13 protein-coding genes are annotated in these 15,829 nt (G+C 69.0%); 10 read left to right on the forward strand and 3 right to left on the reverse strand.

The features are described 5' to 3' along the window. Positions 1 to 39 precede the first annotated feature (39 nt). Both ABZV42_RS23600 and ABZV42_RS23605 read left to right on the forward strand, forming a co-directional pair. Entirely contained in the window at positions 40 to 774 is a 735-nt protein-coding gene (locus ABZV42_RS23600) for a VanZ family protein (protein ID WP_355989805.1), read from the forward strand. A 159-nt stretch (positions 775 to 933) separates the two neighbouring features. Next, a complete protein-coding gene (locus ABZV42_RS23605; protein ID WP_356053448.1) occupies positions 934 to 2,181 on the forward strand; it encodes a family 16 glycosylhydrolase in 1,248 nt (415 codons plus the stop codon). A gap of 131 nt (positions 2,182 to 2,312) precedes the next feature. On the opposite strand, the gene ABZV42_RS23610 is transcribed toward ABZV42_RS23605, so the two are convergent. Continuing rightward, a complete protein-coding gene (locus ABZV42_RS23610; protein WP_355989801.1) occupies positions 2,313 to 3,743 on the reverse strand; it encodes a DUF2252 domain-containing protein in 1,431 nt (476 codons plus the stop codon). A gap of 537 nt (positions 3,744 to 4,280) precedes the next feature. Here ABZV42_RS23610 and ABZV42_RS23615 point away from each other — a divergent pair. From ABZV42_RS23615 to ABZV42_RS23630, 4 genes are all read left to right on the forward strand, one after another. Further along, on the forward strand, positions 4,281 to 6,098 hold the full coding sequence (locus tag ABZV42_RS23615) for a glycoside hydrolase family 15 protein (RefSeq protein WP_356053450.1): 1,818 nt from the start codon (positions 4,281 to 4,283) through the stop codon (positions 6,096 to 6,098). Between the two features lie 88 nt (positions 6,099 to 6,186). Continuing rightward, positions 6,187 to 7,077, forward strand: a complete 891-nt coding sequence (locus ABZV42_RS23620) for a cyclase family protein (RefSeq protein WP_356053579.1) — start codon at positions 6,187 to 6,189, stop codon at positions 7,075 to 7,077. A 61-nt stretch (positions 7,078 to 7,138) separates the two neighbouring features. Beyond that, the gene (locus ABZV42_RS23625; RefSeq protein ID WP_356053452.1) at positions 7,139 to 8,719 is read left to right on the forward strand and encodes a GMC family oxidoreductase; all 1,581 of its coding nucleotides are present in this window, start codon (positions 7,139 to 7,141) and stop codon (positions 8,717 to 8,719) included. Between the two features lie 108 nt (positions 8,720 to 8,827). Next, the gene (locus ABZV42_RS23630) at positions 8,828 to 9,367 is read left to right on the forward strand and encodes a gluconokinase (RefSeq protein ID WP_355989794.1); all 540 of its coding nucleotides are present in this window, start codon (positions 8,828 to 8,830) and stop codon (positions 9,365 to 9,367) included. 265 nt (positions 9,368 to 9,632) lie between these two features. On the opposite strand, the gene ABZV42_RS23635 is transcribed toward ABZV42_RS23630, so the two are convergent. Beyond that, positions 9,633 to 9,977 (reverse strand): DUF2254 family protein, encoded by a 345-nt coding sequence (locus ABZV42_RS23635; protein ID WP_355989791.1) that lies wholly within the window; start codon positions 9,975 to 9,977, stop codon positions 9,633 to 9,635. Between the two features lie 56 nt (positions 9,978 to 10,033). Next, on the reverse strand, positions 10,034 to 10,546 hold the full coding sequence (locus tag ABZV42_RS23640; RefSeq protein ID WP_355989788.1) for a hypothetical protein: 513 nt from the start codon (positions 10,544 to 10,546) through the stop codon (positions 10,034 to 10,036). Positions 10,547 to 10,978: 432 nt separating this feature from the next. Between ABZV42_RS23640 and ABZV42_RS23645 the strand changes: the two genes are divergently transcribed. From ABZV42_RS23645 to ABZV42_RS23660, 4 genes are all read left to right on the forward strand, one after another. Further along, positions 10,979 to 12,472, forward strand: a complete 1,494-nt coding sequence (locus ABZV42_RS23645) for a cytochrome ubiquinol oxidase subunit I (protein ID WP_356053454.1) — start codon at positions 10,979 to 10,981, stop codon at positions 12,470 to 12,472. 26 nt (positions 12,473 to 12,498) lie between these two features. Further along, positions 12,499 to 13,488: a cytochrome d ubiquinol oxidase subunit II gene (gene cydB / locus ABZV42_RS23650; protein WP_355989782.1), complete on the forward strand. Its 990-nt coding sequence runs from the start codon at positions 12,499 to 12,501 to the stop codon at positions 13,486 to 13,488. Positions 13,489 to 13,627: 139 nt separating this feature from the next. Beyond that, the gene (locus ABZV42_RS23655) at positions 13,628 to 14,467 is read left to right on the forward strand and encodes an SDR family oxidoreductase (protein WP_356053456.1); all 840 of its coding nucleotides are present in this window, start codon (positions 13,628 to 13,630) and stop codon (positions 14,465 to 14,467) included. 7 nt (positions 14,468 to 14,474) lie between these two features. Beyond that, positions 14,475 to 15,815 carry a chloride channel protein gene (locus ABZV42_RS23660; protein ID WP_356053458.1) on the forward strand — a complete coding sequence of 447 codons (1,341 nt, stop codon included), beginning with the start codon at positions 14,475 to 14,477 and terminating at the stop codon, positions 15,813 to 15,815. Positions 15,816 to 15,829 lie beyond the last annotated feature (14 nt).

The raw sequence follows: 15,829 nt of genomic DNA on the forward strand, positions 1-15,829 counted from the left end.
CGGGCTGCACCAGTGAGCAGTTGAAAAGGGGAGGATCCGATGGTCCGCACCGCATGGCGCGTTCGTGCCGCGAAGGTCGGCGGCCTGAAGCCGGCGCCGAAGTCGGGATCGGTCCGCGGAAAGTCCGCGCCGAAGGCCGAGCGCGGCAAGACCGAGTCGAAGTCGGAACGGGAAAAGCCGGCGTCGAAGTCCTCGCGCGGCAGGTCCGCATCGAAGGCGGAACGGGGCACGAAGGGGAAGTCACGGTCACTCTTCGGACGTGGGACGCCGAAGCGGACACCGGCACGGACCCCCGCGCCGGCGCGGGAGACCCGGGCGCTGGCTCTGCCCTTCCGGTTCCTGGCCATGCTGGTCGCGTTCGCGGCCATGGTGGGGTTCGCCGTCGTACTGGCCCGGCTGACACTGGAGCCGTCACCCGCGTCCACGGCACTGATCCACAACAATCTCCACCCCGGGGCCTCGCTGCGGGCCTATCTCGACCAGCCGGAGTTGCGCGACGCCGTCAAGCAGATCGGCGGGAACATCGTGCTCGGGGTGCCCTTCGGTGTGCTGCTGCCGGTGGTGTTCCCGAAGACCCGCGGAATCCTGCGCGTCCTCGCGCTCACCGCGGCGGTCATGCTCCTGGTCGAGCTGGTTCAGGGAGCCCTCATCACCGGACGCTCCTTCGACATCGACGACGTCATCCTCAACACGACCGGGGCGCTGGTGGGTTACCTCCTCCTGGGCCGACGACTCGGCCGGGCAGTGCACCCCAGGAAGCGCTCTCGCGGCTGAGCTCGCGCCTGAGCCGACGGCAACCGCTGGTCCGTACCAGAGTATTGACACCTTGTTTCCTCACTCCTTAAATCAAGAGGCGAAGCATGGACCCCCCACCATTGACCCCCCACCTCAGTCGGCTCACCCGTCACGGGCGGCCGTACGGAAATGAGTGTCATGGACTCCCCACGCCTGCTCCGCCGATGTCTTTTAGCCGCGCTGTCCGCCGCGCTCGTCGCCTCCGCCTCGACCGTCGCCGCTCCCGCCCACGCGGGTCCGGCGGCCGCCGCGGCGGCCGTGACGTTCCAGGACACCTTCGACGGTTCCGACGGTTCGGCCGTCGACTCCGCCAAGTGGCAGCTCGAGACCGGCGACAACGTCAACAACCACGAGCGGCAGTACTACACGTCGGGCAACAAGAACGCCGCGCTGGACGGCCAGGGCCATCTGGTGATCACGGCCCGCAAGGAGAATCCGGCCAACTATCAGTGCTGGTACGGCACATGCCAGTACACGTCGGCCCGGATGAACACCTCCGGGAAGTTCACGTCGACGTACGGTCACGTCGAGGCCCGGATGAAGATCCCGCGCGGGCAGGGCATGTGGCCGGCGTTCTGGATGCTGGGCAGCGACATCGGGCAGGTCGGCTGGCCGAACTCCGGTGAGATCGACGTCATGGAGAACGTCGGCTTCGAGCCGTCCACCGTGCACGGCACGATCCACGGTCCCGGGTACTCCGGCTCCGCCGGTATCGGTGCCGGCTACTCCCTCCCGAACGGCCAGGCCTTCGCGGACGCCTTCCACACCTTCGCGGTCGACTGGGCACCGAACTCGATCACCTGGTCGGTGGACGGCACGGTCTACCAGACGCGGACGCCCGCCGATCTGGGCGGCAACACCTGGGTGTTCAACAAGCCGTTCTTCCTGATCCTGAACCTCGCGGTCGGCGGATACTGGCCGGGCGACCCCGACGGCTCCACCTCCTTCCCGCAGCAACTCGTCGTCGACGAGGTGAAGGTGACCACGAGCGACAGTTCGGGCGGCACCGGCGGCCCGATCAAGGGCCTCGCGGGCAAGTGCGTGGACGTGGCCGCCGCCAACTCCGCCAACGGGACGCCCGTACAGCTCTACGACTGCAACGGAACGGGCGCCCAGCAGTGGACGGTGTCCGCCGACGGCACGATCCGCGCGCTCGGCAAGTGCCTGGACGTCACGGGCAACGGCACGGCGGACGGCTCGACGGTCCAGCTCTGGGACTGCACCGGCGGACCCAACCAGAAATGGACGGTCACCGCGGCTCACGACCTCGTGAATCCGCAGGCGAACAAATGCCTGGACGTCACGGGCGGCAACGCGGCCAACGGTACCCGCCTGCAGATCTGGACGTGCACCGGCGGCGCCAACCAGAAGTGGACGGTGGGCTGACACACCGCTCGTCTCAGCCGTTCGAGGACTGAGCGAACGGTCCGCCCGCACGACGAGGCGCCCCGGTGTGAACGTGTCGACGCGGCACCGGGGCGTCCGCCCACCCAAGATCCCTGCTTCGGCAGGCGTGGTCAGTCGGACGGGACGTCCTCCGCGGGTAGCCGTCCCGCCCGCACCGCGTCGACGAGTGCCTGGTGGTCGCGCTCGTTCTGGTCGGCGTACGCCTCCGCGAACGCGACGAGAGCCCGGTCGAAGGAGTCCTTCGTACCCAGGTACGAAGCGATCGCGATCCGATCACCGGACCGAGCGTGCGCGCGGGCGAGCGTGAGGCCGCAGACGCCTCCGAAGGTCTCCAGCTGAAGGGGCGACATAGTCTCCGGCATCGCGATGCCCTTCCAGTCCCGCAGTTGCCGTACGTAGAAGTCGCGGCGCTTGCCGTCGACGCCGTCCACGCGTTCCCAGCCGAGGAACATGTCGCTCGCCGCCTGCATCAACCGCTGTCCCGCGACGACGCGTTCGCCCTGGTTGCGGTACTGGCTGGCCCCGACGTGGTCGGCGAGAACGGAGGTGTCGGCCTCCTTGGCCTGCAGGAAGAGCGGGTCGCGGCCGTCCCGGCCGAGGAGCAGGATGATCCAGCACCGGGTGCCGACACTGCCGACTCCGACCACCTTGCGGGCGACGTCCGCCAGTTGGTAGTCGTCAAGGAGGGCGCGCCGGTCGGACGGCAGCGTGACTCCGTACCGCTCGATGAGTCCCCGGAACTGGCGTTCCAGTGTGGTGCGTTCGGCGTTCGGCAGCAGATCGGTGATGGGCACGAGCAACGGGGGATCCGGCGCGATCACCGGCCGGCCGTCGACCTGGCGCGTGAGCTTGTCGAAGACCTGCACCGTGTCGCGCGAGCGGGCCTTCGCCAAGGCGTGGTCCAGCTTCTCCTGCCCACGCTTGCGGAGCTGGTCCGTCGTGAGGTCCTTGAGGCGCTCGGCGTCGATCTTCGCGTACCAGACATCGAGATTGCTCATGCCTGCGAAACGGCGCATGGCGTCGCGGTACGAGCGCACGGTGCCGCTCACGATCCGGGCACGCTCGGCGTCGTCGAAGCCGTTGGCCCGGGCGGCGATGACGAAGCTCGCCGACAGCCGCTTGACGTCCCACTCCCACGGGCCCGGCAGGGTCTCGTCGAAATCGTTGATGTCGAACATCAACTTCCGCTCGGGCGAGGCCAGCAGCCGGAAGTTGAGCAGATGGGCGTCTCCGCACAACTGAGCGTTGATGCCCGAGACGGGACTGCCGGCCAGGTCGGACGCCATGATCGCCGCAGCGCCCCGGTAGAACCGGAACGGGGACTCGGTCATCCGGCTGTACCGGATCGGCACCAACTCCTGCACCCGGGCCGCGGACTGCAACTCCAGAATCGCCAGCGGGTCCGGTCTCTTCGAGCCGGGCTTGTACACCGCGTGCGCCGACCGCGGACAGCGGCGACGTGCCTCCTTGCCCAGAGCCTCGCGCTCCGCGGGTGTCGCGTGAGGTGACGTACGCATCGCCGTGCTCGCACGCTTGGGCATCGGAGGCTCTCCATTCCTGCCCCTGTGGTCCTCGGCGCGCCAGGGAACACGACGGTCAGGGCATGTCCCCATGCTCCGTCGGCCTCTTCGTGGACCGCGCCGATCATTTGTCCGGCTGGGAGGCTGCTCTCAGCCCTGGCCCCTCGATACCGACGCCGGTGGTTCTTCGAACGTCTGTGAGCGCAGTGCTTCCCCTCAACCGTAGAACTGTCCCGGGCACCCCGCATGGCGGCGCGGGTCGCCCGGCGCCGTCAAGCGAGGGAGGCCGGTGCGAGCACCGCGGACCGCTCGATCCGAACGGGATCACGGTTGCGGTCCAGCCGGCGGGCTGACACCGACTCGCCCATACGGCCCGCCCGGGAGTGCCGTCTGACCGTGGAGCGACGGAAATGGAGGCAGGCGGCGCGGAGCATCCGGGCTCGCGGCCACCGCGGGCCGTTGTCCATGGCCCGATTCGCCCGTCCGGAGCGCCGAGAGGCGTCCGTACGAGGCCTGTCAGACAGTGGACCGCGACGGAAATTCCTCGATTGGACGCTCATGGACCGCTATCCCCCCATCGCCAACCACGGTCTGGTGGGCGACCTGCAGACCGCCGCCCTGGTGTCCTCCGAGGGCGTGGTGAACTGGTTCTGCTCGCCGAGGTTCGACTCGCCGAGTGTCTTCGCCTCGCTGCTCGATCACGACCGCGGCGGGTATTTCCGGCTTGCGCCGGAGCACTCGGACGTCACGTGCAAGCAGCTCTACTACCCGGACACCGGTGTGCTGGTCACGAGGTTCATGTCGCCGGAGGGCGTCGGTGAGGTCATCGACTGGATGCCCGCGAACACCAGTCGCACCCCCACCGACCGGCACAGCTTGATAAGGGTGATTCGCGTGGTGCGCGGAACCGTGCGGTTCCTGCTGGAGTGCCGGCCGCGGTTCGACTACGGCCGGGCCGACCACGAGCTGGACCTACGGCCCCAGGAGGCGGTGTTCCGAGGACCCGGGATCGCGGGTCACCTGCAGGCGTCCTTTCCGCTGACCCGGGACGGGCAGGACGTGAAGGGCGCGGTCACCCTCGGAATCGGCGAGTCGGCCGTCGCCGTGTTCACCACGTGCGCCGTCGACGGCGAGGCGCCGCCTCCGCTCACGGTCGACGGTGTGACAGAGGCGTTGTGGCGTGAGGTGGACTTCTGGCAGAAGTGGCTGCACACCTCCCACTACCGGGGCCGCTGGGCCGAGATGGTCAACCGCTCCGCCATCACGATCAAGCTCATGACCTACCACCCGACGGGTGCGCCGGTCGCTGCCGCCACCATGGGTCTGCCGGAACAGGTCGGTGGTGAGCGCAACTGGGACTACCGGTATTCGTGGGTGAGAGACGGATCGCTCTCCGTGCGGGCCCTGCTCGACCTCGGGTTCGCCGAGGAGGCGTCTGCGTTCACCAAGTGGCTGGGTGAGCGGATGCGCGACCGGGCGGACCTGCCCGGCGAGCGGCTGCAGATCATGTACCGGGTGGACGGGGACCCGCACCTGACCGAGGAGATCCTCGACCACTGGGAGGGTTACCGGGGATCCAGGCCCGTACGTGCCGGCAACGCCGCCGCGGACCAGTTGCAGCTCGACATCTACGGCGAGGCCCTCTACGCGATGGCCGAGGGCATGGATGTCAGCGAGGAACTGGGCTTCCACGGCTGGAAGGGGCTCGCCCGGACGCTGGACTGGCTGGCCGACAACTGGGACCGTCCGGACGAGGGCGTCTGGGAGACGCGCGGAGGCCGCAACGACTTCACGTTCAGCCGGGTGATGTGCTGGGTCGCCTTCGATCGGAGCCTGCGCCTGGCCACGGAGCTCAGCCGGCCCGCCGACATCCCGCGCTGGCGCAACGCCCGGGACAACATCCTCGAACAGGTGATGGACAAGGGGTGGAGCCAGGCCGAGCAGGCCCTGGTGCAGCACTACGGCGGAGCCGTGCTGGACGCCTCCCTCCTGCTGATCCCGCGTGTCGGGTTTCTCGCCGCGAAGAGCCCCGGCTGGCTCTCCACCCTGGATGCCATGGAGCGCAAGCTCGTGTCGGACAGTCTCGTGTACCGGTACGACCCGGCCGCCTCCCCGGACGGTCTCCGCGGCTCGGAAGGGACCTTCAGCCTCTGCACCTACCTCTACGTCGACGCCCTGGCCCGCGCCGGGCGGATCCGTCCGGCCCGCTACACCTTCGAGAAGATGCATACCTACGCCAACCATGTCGGCCTGTTCGCCGAGGAGATCGGCCCGAGTGGTGAGCAACTCGGCAACTTCCCCCAGGCGTTCACCCATCTGTCGCTGATCATGGCGGCATCGACCCTGGACGAGGCCATTGACCGGCAGCGTGGCTGAGCCGGAGCCCGGGCAGCCGGGTCCGGGCGCGCCGAACGCCGAGCGCCGCGCACAGAGCCGAGGCGCCTTCGACGCCCTGTACGCGCGCCTGCGGCAGCGGGCGGACGCCTCCGGATCTCCGCCCTCCACGGACAGCCCCGGGGCGCTGGCCGCCATCACCCCGGCGACGGTCCTGGCCGCGGCGGCCGAGGTCCGCTCGGGCCGGACGGCGTCGCTGTCGTCTCCGATCGAGACCGACGTGACTCCCGACGATCCGCACCCGGCCTCCCACCGGCTCACCAGCGGCCCGGAGACCGCGGCGGCGGCCACGGGGCTGCACTTCGCCACCGACCGTTTCGCCATGAACGTTCACGGCGATGCCGACAGTCACCTCGACGCCCTGTGTCACGTCGTCTACAACGGCACGCTGCACGGCGGCGTCCCGGCGAGCACCGTGACGGCGGAGGGTGCCACGGCACTGTCCGTGGAACTCCTTCACGACGGAATCGTCGGCCGTGGCGTGCTGCTCGACATCCCGCGACTGCGGGGCGTGCCGTGGCTGGAGCCCGGCGACCACGTCACCGCCGACGACCTCAGAGCCGCCGAGGGCGCCCAGGGCGTGCGGGTCGGGACGGGGGACATCCTCCTCGTGCGGGTCGGCCACCGCCGCAGACGTGAGGAGGCGGGACCGTGGGATGCCTCGCGCAGCCGGGCCGGCCTGCACCCGGCCGCCATGGAGTTCCTGGCCGAGCGCCGGGTTGCCGTACTGGGCGGCGACGGCAACAACGACACGGCCCCCAGCCTCACCGAGGGCGTGGACTTCCCCGTCCACGTCCTGGGCATCCACGCCCTTGGGTTGCCCTTCATGGACTACCTGCGGTTCGAGGACCTGGTGCCGCTCTGCGAGGAGGCGGACCGCTGGTCGTTCCTCTGCGTCGTCGCACCCCTGCGGCTCCCCGCGGCCACGGGCTCACCCGTCAATCCCATCGCCATCCTGTGACCCATGAGCCGACTGGTCCCGGCCGGCCCGCACCCATCCCCCCGTGATCCGAGGCGCCCCCATGACAGGAACCGAGCATTACGACGTCATCGTCATCGGCAGCGGAGCAGGCGGTGGCACTCTCGCCCACCGCCTCGCTCCCACCGGCAAGCGTGTCCTGATTCTCGAACGCGGCGGATATCTGCCGCGCGAGCGGGACAACTGGGAGTCCACCGCGGTCTTCGTCAAGGGCAAATACCGCGCACCGGAATTCTGGTACGACAAGCACGGCGAGGAGTTCCCGCCCGAAGTGAACTACTACGTGGGCGGGAACACCAAGTTCTACGGCGCCGCGCTGTTCCGTCTGCGCCCCGAGGACTTCGGCGAGTTGCGTCACCACGGCGGCATCTCCCCGGCCTGGCCGATCCGTTACGAGGATCTGGAGCCCTATTACACCCAGGCCGAGCACCTGTACCTGGTGCACGGCCGCCACGGCGAGGACCCGGGTGAGGGGCCTGTCAGTGCCCAGTACGCGTATCCGCCGGTGCGGCACGAACTGCGGATCCAACAGCTCAGCGACGACCTGGAGAAGCAGGGCCTGCACCCCTTCCACCTGCCGATCGGAGTCAACCTCACCCAGGACGCCCATGGTGGAGCAGCTCACGGAAGCGTGTGTATCCGCTGCAACCGCGTCGACGGATTCCCGTGCCTGGTGCAGGGCAAGGCCGATGCCCAGGTCATCTGTGTCGACCCAGCTCTGGAGCACTCCAACGTCACGATGGTCACCGGGGCGAACGTTCGCCGGCTGGAGACCGGCCCGACCGGCCGCAGTGTCGACAAGGTCATCGCCGAACTCGCTGACGGGTCTGTCGCGGAGTACTCCGCCGACATCGTGGTGGTGGCGTGTGGCGCCGTCAACTCCGCCGCTCTGCTGTTGCGTTCGGCCAACGACGGCCATCCGGACGGCTTGGCCAACAGCTCGGGCGTGGTGGGCCGCCACTACATGCGGCACAACAACCTCGCCCTGATGGCGGTGTCGAAGGAGCCCAACAACACCCAGTTCCAGAAGACTCTTGCTCTGAACGACTGGTACCTGGGGGCGGACGACTGGGACTACCCGCTGGGCGGCATCCAGATGCTCGGCAAGTCGGACTCCGACCAGATCCACGGCGAGGCGCCGCGGTGGGCCGGCATGGCCTCGCCGGATCTTCCCTTCGAACTGCTGGCCCATCACGCGGTGGACTTCTGGCTCTGCGGTGAGGATCTCCCTCACCCCGACAACCGCGTCACGCTCGACGGCGACGGGGCCATTCACCTCGCCCTGGACGAGAAGAACAACACCGAAGGGCTGAAGCGCCTCCAGCACAAGCTGCGAAAGATGCTCGGCCACCTCGGCATGCACCCTCACCATCTCTTGCCACACAGCCTCTACCTGCACAAGGGCATGCCGATCGGCGCCACCGCCCATCAGGCGGGCACCGTGCGCTTCGGCGCCGACCCGACGGCCTCGGCCCTCGACGTCGACTGCAAGGCACACGATCTGGACAACCTCTACGTCGTCGACACCAGCTTCTTCCCGAGCATCGGCGCGGTGAACCCGTCGCTGACCGCCATCGCCAACGCCCTACGGGTCGGAGACCGCATCGCCGAGCGCCTGGGCTGAGCACCGGGCACCGAAGGCCCTCGCGACTCCGCCGCTGTCCTTCCCTGGCGGTCTGCGAGGTCGGGACCAGGTGGGACCGGGTTTCGGTGAACGACTGCGAGGAGGATCGTGACCGGATCTGCAGTAACACCGACGATCATCGTGGTGACGGGCGTCTCCGGTTCGGGCAAGACGACCCTGGGCAAGCTGCTCGCCCGCCGCCGCGGTGTGCCTTTCGTGGAGGGTGATGATCTCCACCCTCCCTCGAACATGGCGAAGATGTCGGCCGACGAGGCTTTGACCGACGAAGACCGCGCGCCTTGGCTGCGGGTCATCGCCGCCCGTATTCGAACTGCGACGGAATGCGGGGAGGGTGTCGTGATCTCGTGCTCGGCGCTCAGATACCGCTACCGACAGCTCCTTGGCACGGCCGGCGCCGGGGTGTGGTTCCTCCATCTCACCTTGGACCCCGAGACAGCGCGGGCGCGGATCGCGCAGCGGACCGGACACTTCATGCCGGCCTCCCTCCTCGACTCCCAGTTCGCCGACCTGGAACCGTTGCGAGCGGAAGAGCCCGGGCTGGTCATCGACGCCGCATCCGGCGCGGAGGAGATCGTGGAGTCGGCAGAGGCCGCCCTGGCAGACTTCGAGGCCCACCGGCGGCACTGACCGCACCTTGGCACTGGACCGGCTCTTCTCGCGCTCAAGGACGCCAAGATCTCAAGGCGTCTCAGGGTGATCCTTTCGTCACGATGTTCGCCAGGGGCTCTCCGGCCGGGTAGTGCAGCAGTTGAGTGCGGATCAGGCGCGGGGCCCGCGGCAGGAAGGCTCGGAGTAATACACCTCGCCGCCAAAGACGACACGGTACCGGCGATGGAGCGTTCACATGGGGCGGCGCTTTCCGGGATCTTGGTGAGGACGCCCTGCAGATGCCCTACGGGCCGGGCTCCCCCTGTGGTGAGGCGTCGCGAGGTGCACCCTGTCTGCGCCGTCCCCCGATGCCCTGGGGGTCGGCCGTCCGCGCGTCGTCGCGACGGGGGGCGTGGCCGAACTCTCTTTCGACCGCGTCGTCGAGAAGGCGGAGTTCGGCGCGGATCGCGGGACCGCAAACGTCCGGCATCGCTGCGAGGAGACCCTCGAGGAGGGCCCGGAGCCGCCGGCAGACCTGGACGGAAGTCGCACCGAAGTCGCGGATCTCGGTGACAGCGAGTTCCAGGTAGTTCTCCCAGGGGCGGCCGGGCAGCACGACGCGTGGCCTGCCACGGTCGTCGGCGAGCACGTACCGGCCGCGGGTTCCGGCACGTCCGACGGCGTGCAGGAACGCCTCGATGTGGTTCAGCAGGCTCCGAGGATGGCGCCGATCGGGTCGGTCAGTGTTCCTTCCCAGATCAGGATGCGCCTCAGCCGGTCCGTCGGCCGGACGTATTCGAGCAGGGGGCCGACGACGGTGGGACCGGACACGACGAGGATCATGCCGATCATCGCGGCCCCCCGCAGCGGGATGCCGAACAGGGCCGGTCCGATGGCGGCGACGGCGAGGAAGGTGACCAGGATGCCGATGATCAGCAGACGGACGACGGTCGAGCGGGTACGGCCGGTCAGGTTGCGCAGGTTCAGCCCCAGACCCGCGTCGTAGAGGATCACGGCGACGGACAGCGAGACCAGCGCGGGGAAGTCCGCACCGACGAGCCGTCCGGGGTGGATGACGTCCATCAGCGCGCCCGTCGTGAAGCCGACGGGCAAGAGGATGATCAGCGCGGGGACGCGCAGCTTGTTCGCCAGGATCTGTGAGCCCGTGGCGAGGGCGACAGTCAGGGCGATGCCCAGGAGGATGTCCTCATCGGTCATGGCGGCCGTCCTCGTTCCACCGCTCGGTGCCGCGGGATTTCGAGCGCGTCCACCATCCCTGCGCCCCGCCTCCAGGGGATCTTGAAATCCGACCGCGCCCGACTCGACGCGGACGAGGGCCGCCTTCAGGGCATCCGACGAGTACGCCCGCACCCGGACCGGCCATGGGGACGCAGCAGTTGCGTCGAGGTCCAATCCACTACACCGGCGTACGGCACGCACCGCCGCGAAGCCGTCCGGGTGACCCGGGCTTCCGCGACGTTGGCAGGCAAGCACGTTGACGGCCGGGAGGCCGACGAGGGTGACGGAGGAAATCCCCCAAACGGATGGCCATGGCCCTCCACGAGCACGGTTCGTCGACTGGCGGGGAACCCGTCTGTCCGGGCGGTCGAATCAGCTGACGTTGCGGTGCGATCCGATGGATGAGGGCAGATGAGCCAGCTGGACTTGGCGCGGCTGCAGTTCGCGATGACGTCGATCTACCACTTCCTGTTCGTCCCGGTGACGATCGGGCTGAGCCTGCTGACGGCCCTGCTCCAGACCGCCTGGTACCGAGGAGGGCAGGTCGCGTACCTGCGGCTGACACGGTTCTTCGGGACCCTGCTGGTGATCAACGTCGCCGTCGGAGTGGTGACCGGCCTGGTCCAGGAGTTCCAGTTCGGTATGGACTGGTCGGGCTACTCCCGCACGGTCGGTGACGTGTTCGGGGCGCCCCTGGCGATGGAAGGCCTCGCCGCGTTCTTCCTGGAGTCGACGTTCCTCGGCCTGTGGATCTTCGGCTGGGACAAACTGTCCCGGCGCGTCCACCTGGCGACCATCTGGGCGGTGGCGGCCGGCAGCGCGCTGTCGGCGCTGTTCATCATGGCCGCGAACTCGTGGATGCAGCACCCGGTCGGCTACAAGATCGACCCGTCCACCGGCCGCCCGCAGCTCGATGACGTATGGGCCCTGTTCACCAACCCCGTCTTCCTTCGCGGCTACCTGCACGTCCTGCTGGCCGCGCTGGTCACCGGCTCGATGGTCATGCTCTCCGTGTCCGCCTGGCATCTGCGCAAGGTCCTCCGAGACGGCGAGGGCGAAGACAAGGGCCGCGCCGAGGACAAGGCCACCCAGGTCCGGACCGAGGTTCAGGCCGAGGTCGGGGACGAGGGCGCCCCGGACGCAGGGAAGGAGGCGGCCTCGGGGTTCCGGCTGTCAGCCCGCCTGTCGCTGTTCATCCTCGTACCGGCCCTGCTGTTCGCCATGCTCGTGGGCAGTGAACTCGGCGTCACCGAGGGCAAGTACCAGCCGATGAAGATCGCGGCGGCCGAGGCTCAGTGGAAGACCTGCCAGCCCTGCTCCTTCTCCCTCTTCCAGATCGGCGGGGGCAACAACGACCAGACGCCCACACAGATCCTGGAGATCCCGCACCTGCTCTCCCTGCTGGCCACCAACCACTGGAACGGCAAGGTCCTCGGCCTCAACGAGGTCAACAGCCAGTACCAGCAGGCGTACGGTCCGGGCGACTACGTACCCAACGTCTTCATCCAGTACTGGGCGATGCGCGTCATGGCCTACCTCGCCTCGCTCGCCCTCCTCCTCGGAGTGTGGGGTCTGTGGCTGCTGCGGCGCGAACGGCTCACCCGCTCACACTGGTTCCTGACCGCGGCGGTGTGGGCCGTGCTGCTGCCGTTCCTCATCAACACCTCCGGCTGGCTCCTCACCGAGAACGGACGCCAGCCCTGGATCGTGCAAGGCCTCCAGTTGACGAAGAACGGCGTCTCCTCCTCCGTCAGCACCGCCGAGGTCGCCATCAGCATCGTGGCCTTCTTCCTCCTCTACGCCGCGATGGCCGTGATCGCCGCCGTGCTGATGACACGCCACACACGCAAGGGCACCGGCCCCCTGCATCAGGACGACCAGCCCGCCCCCGAGATGACCTACTGAGGTCCCGAGCCGCCGGAAGGCCCGCGATGGCATTCACCACCCTCTGGTTCATCCTTGTCACCGTGCTGTGGACGGGCTTCTTCGTTCTGGAGGGCTTCGACTTCGGGGTCGGCATGCTCCACGGACTGCTCTCCCGCGACGAATCGAAACGCCAGGCCGTGCTGCACACCATCGGACCGGTGTGGGACGGCAACGAGGTCTGGCTGGTCACCGCCGGCGCCGCGATGTTCGCCGCCTTCCCGGGCTGGTACGCCACCCTGTTCTCCGGCTTCTACCTCGCTCTCGTGCTCCTGCTGGCCGGACTCATCGTCCGCGGCATCGCCATCGAGTACCGCGGCCGCGTCGACAGCGCGCGATGGCGGCGGAACTGGACGGCCTTGCTGACCGCGAGCAGCGTGACCGTGCCCCTGGTGCTCGGCATCGCCCTCGGTGACCTGCTGCACGGCATCCCCATCGGCCACGACCAGGAGTACACGGGCACCTTCGCCGACCTGTTCACCGGCTACGGCGTCTTCACCGGGATCACTCTCACCGTGCTCTGCCTCCTGCACGGCGCGACCTTCCTCTCACTGAAGACCAGCGGGGACATCCGCGACAAGGCCCGCCGACTGGCCCGGCTCACCGTCCTGCCCGCCGGCCTGGTGGCCCTCGCCTACGTCTTCTGGACCCGCTCGCTCGCGAGCGGCGGCATCCTGCTCAACCTCGCCGAACTCGCCACCGTCCTGGCCGTCGCCGCAGCGGCCTGGCTGATCAGCGGCGGCCACGACGGCTGGGCTTTCAGCGCCACCACTCTCGCCATCGCCGGAACCGTGGCGTCGCTCTTCACCGAGCTCTACCCCAGAGTCATGGTCTCCAGCACGGGAAGCGCCTACGACCTGACCGTCCACAACACCGCGTCCGGCCCCTACGCGCTCAAGGTCATGACCGTGGTCGCCCTCGTCCTGCTCCCCGTCGTCCTCTGCTACCAGGGCTGGACCTACCACGTCTTCCGCCGGCGGATCTCCTCCGACGGATGAGACGAGCCCGCGCTGGGCCGTTGGGGGGCAATCCCTGCCCGGATGGGCGGGTGGGGCGACCCTTCGGCCCGCGCACGGGCCGAAGGCCGAGGAATGTTGTGCCTCGGTACCGAAGTTCGGCGAGCGACGGGAGACGGCAGTGACCTCAGGCACGGAGACAGGTGCGCAGCTGGCGGCGCTGCCGTTGCTGAAGGGTCAGAAAGCCCTGGTGACCGGGGCGAACTCCGGCATCGGACTGGCGACGGCGGTCGCACTGGGCCAGGCGGGCGCCGACGTCGTCGTCAACTACGTCCACGGGCAGGAAGCCGCCGAGGACGTGGTCCGGCAGATCCAGGGCTTCGGCGTACGGGCCTTCGCGTGCGAGGCGGACGTGTCCGACGAACGTCAGGTCGTCGGGATGTTCGCGCGCATGATGGAGGAGTTCGGCACGATCGACATCCTGGTGGCCAACGCGGGCCTGCAACGGGACGCGCCGGTGACGGAGATGACCGTCGAGCAGTGGCACAAGGTCATCGACGTCAACCTCACCGGCCAGTTCCTGTGCGCCAGGGAGGCGACCAAGGAGTTCCTGCGGCGCGGTGTCGTGCCGGAGGTCTCCCGCTCCGCCGGAAAGATCATCTGCATGAGTTCCGTGCACCAGATCATTCCGTGGTCCGGCCATCTGAACTACGCCGCGTCCAAGGGCGGCGTCCTCATGCTCATGCAGACCCTGGCACAGGAACTGGGCCCGCACGGAGTCCGGGTCAACGCGGTCGCCCCCGGTGCCATCAAGACCCCGATCAACCGCAGCGCCTGGGAGACCCCCGAGGCGGAAGCCGAACTGCTCAAACTGATCCCCTACCGCAGGGTCGGCGACACCGCCGACATCGCCGCCGCGGTGACGGTACTGGCCTCGGACCTCATGGACTACGTCGTGGGCACGACCCTGTTCGTCGACGGCGGGATGACCCTCTTCCCCGGCTTCGCCACCGGCGGCTGACGAGACGATGAGCGTGTCAGCCACCCCCATCGGGCCGTCCGCCCCGGCTCCGCCCGATCCCCTCACAGTGGTCCGCTCACGCGGGTACGCCGTGCTGCTCGTCATGACAGCGCTTCTCGGCATTCCGATCTCAGCGGCGGCGTTCGGCTTCCTCGCGCTCGTCTCCGAACTTCAGTCGCTGACCTACACCGACCTGCCCAGGGGGCTCGGTTTCGCCGGGACGCCTTCGTGGTGGCCGATCCCGCTGCTCACCGTGGCCGGACTGCTGGTGGCGCTGGCGATCCGGTATCTGCCGGGCGAGGGCGGACACAAACCGGCCGAGGGGCTGGTCTCGAAGGGAGCGCCGTCGGCGGCGGAACTCCCCGGGATCGCACTCGCCGCGGTGGCCTCGCTGGCGGCCGGGGCGGTGATCGGGCCCGAAGCGCCCCTCATCGCGCTCGGCGGCGGCCTGGCGGTGTTCGCCGTCCGGTCCGTGAAGCGTGACATCCAGCCGGGCGCGAGCACTGTGCTGGGGGCAGCGGGGAGTTTCGCGGCCGTGAGCACTCTGCTCGGCTCGCCGCTGCTCGGGGCGTTCCTCCTGATGGAGGCGGCCGGCCTCGGTGGCACGATGATGGGGGTCGTTCTGGCACCGGGCCTGCTCGCGGCCGGGGTGGGCGCGCTGATCTTCACCGGTCTGGATTCGTGGACGGGCCTGGGGACGTACTCGCTGGTCCTCGGTCATGTGCCGCATGCCGACCGCCCCGACATCGCCGGCTTCGGCTGGGCACTCGTCATCGGCGTCGCCTCGGCCCTCCTCGGCGCCGGGATCCACCGGTCGGCCCTCTTCCTGCAGGCCCGGGTCGAACGGCGGCGGGTGGTGGTCACGGTACTGACCGGGACGCTCGTGGGAGTGGCCGCGCTGGTGTACGCCGAAGGGACGGGCAACGACGCATCAGAGGTGCTGTACTCCGGCCAGAACGCGCTGAGCCCGCTGCTGGCCGGTCAGGCCGGCTACACAGTCGGCACCCTGATGGTCCTGGTGGTCTGCAAGGCCGTCGCCTACAGCCTTTCGCTCAGCAGCTTCCGCGGCGGCCCCGTCTTCCCGTCGATGTTCGTGGGAGCGGCCGGCGGACTCGCCATGGCCCATCTGCCCGGACTGGACGTGACGTCCGGCTTCGCGATGGGTGTCGGGGCGATGTGCGTGGCGATGCTGAAGCTGCCGATGACCGCGGTCCTGCTGGCCACTCTGCTGCTGGGAACGCAGGGCCTCACCGTGATGCCGCTCGTGATTGTCGCGGTGGTGGTCTCCTACGTCCTCTCGCTGCGGCTCGCCCCCGCTCCGCCGCCGGCCCCCGTGTCGTCCCCGTGAACCGCGCTCGTCGC

The sequence above is a fragment of the Streptomyces sp. NPDC005281 genome (assembly GCF_040607495.1).
In the GTDB taxonomy this organism is placed as follows: domain Bacteria; phylum Actinomycetota; class Actinomycetes; order Streptomycetales; family Streptomycetaceae; genus Streptomyces.

Coding starts and splice junctions, on each gene's coding strand:
- ABZV42_RS23600 (WP_355989805.1), top strand. CDS start 40: ATGGTCCGCACCGCATGGCGCGTTCGTGCCGCGAAGGTCGGCGGCCTG.
- ABZV42_RS23605 (WP_356053448.1), top strand. CDS start 934: ATGGACTCCCCACGCCTGCTCCGCCGATGTCTTTTAGCCGCGCTGTCC.
- ABZV42_RS23610 (WP_355989801.1), bottom strand. CDS start 3,743: ATGCCCAAGCGTGCGAGCACGGCGATGCGTACGTCACCTCACGCGACA.
- ABZV42_RS23615 (WP_356053450.1), top strand. CDS start 4,281: ATGGACCGCTATCCCCCCATCGCCAACCACGGTCTGGTGGGCGACCTG.
- ABZV42_RS23625 (WP_356053452.1), top strand. CDS start 7,139: ATGACAGGAACCGAGCATTACGACGTCATCGTCATCGGCAGCGGAGCA.
- ABZV42_RS23640 (WP_355989788.1), bottom strand. CDS start 10,546: ATGACCGATGAGGACATCCTCCTGGGCATCGCCCTGACTGTCGCCCTC.
- ABZV42_RS23645 (WP_356053454.1), top strand. CDS start 10,979: ATGAGCCAGCTGGACTTGGCGCGGCTGCAGTTCGCGATGACGTCGATC.
- cydB (WP_355989782.1), top strand. CDS start 12,499: ATGGCATTCACCACCCTCTGGTTCATCCTTGTCACCGTGCTGTGGACG.
- ABZV42_RS23660 (WP_356053458.1), top strand. CDS start 14,475: ATGAGCGTGTCAGCCACCCCCATCGGGCCGTCCGCCCCGGCTCCGCCC.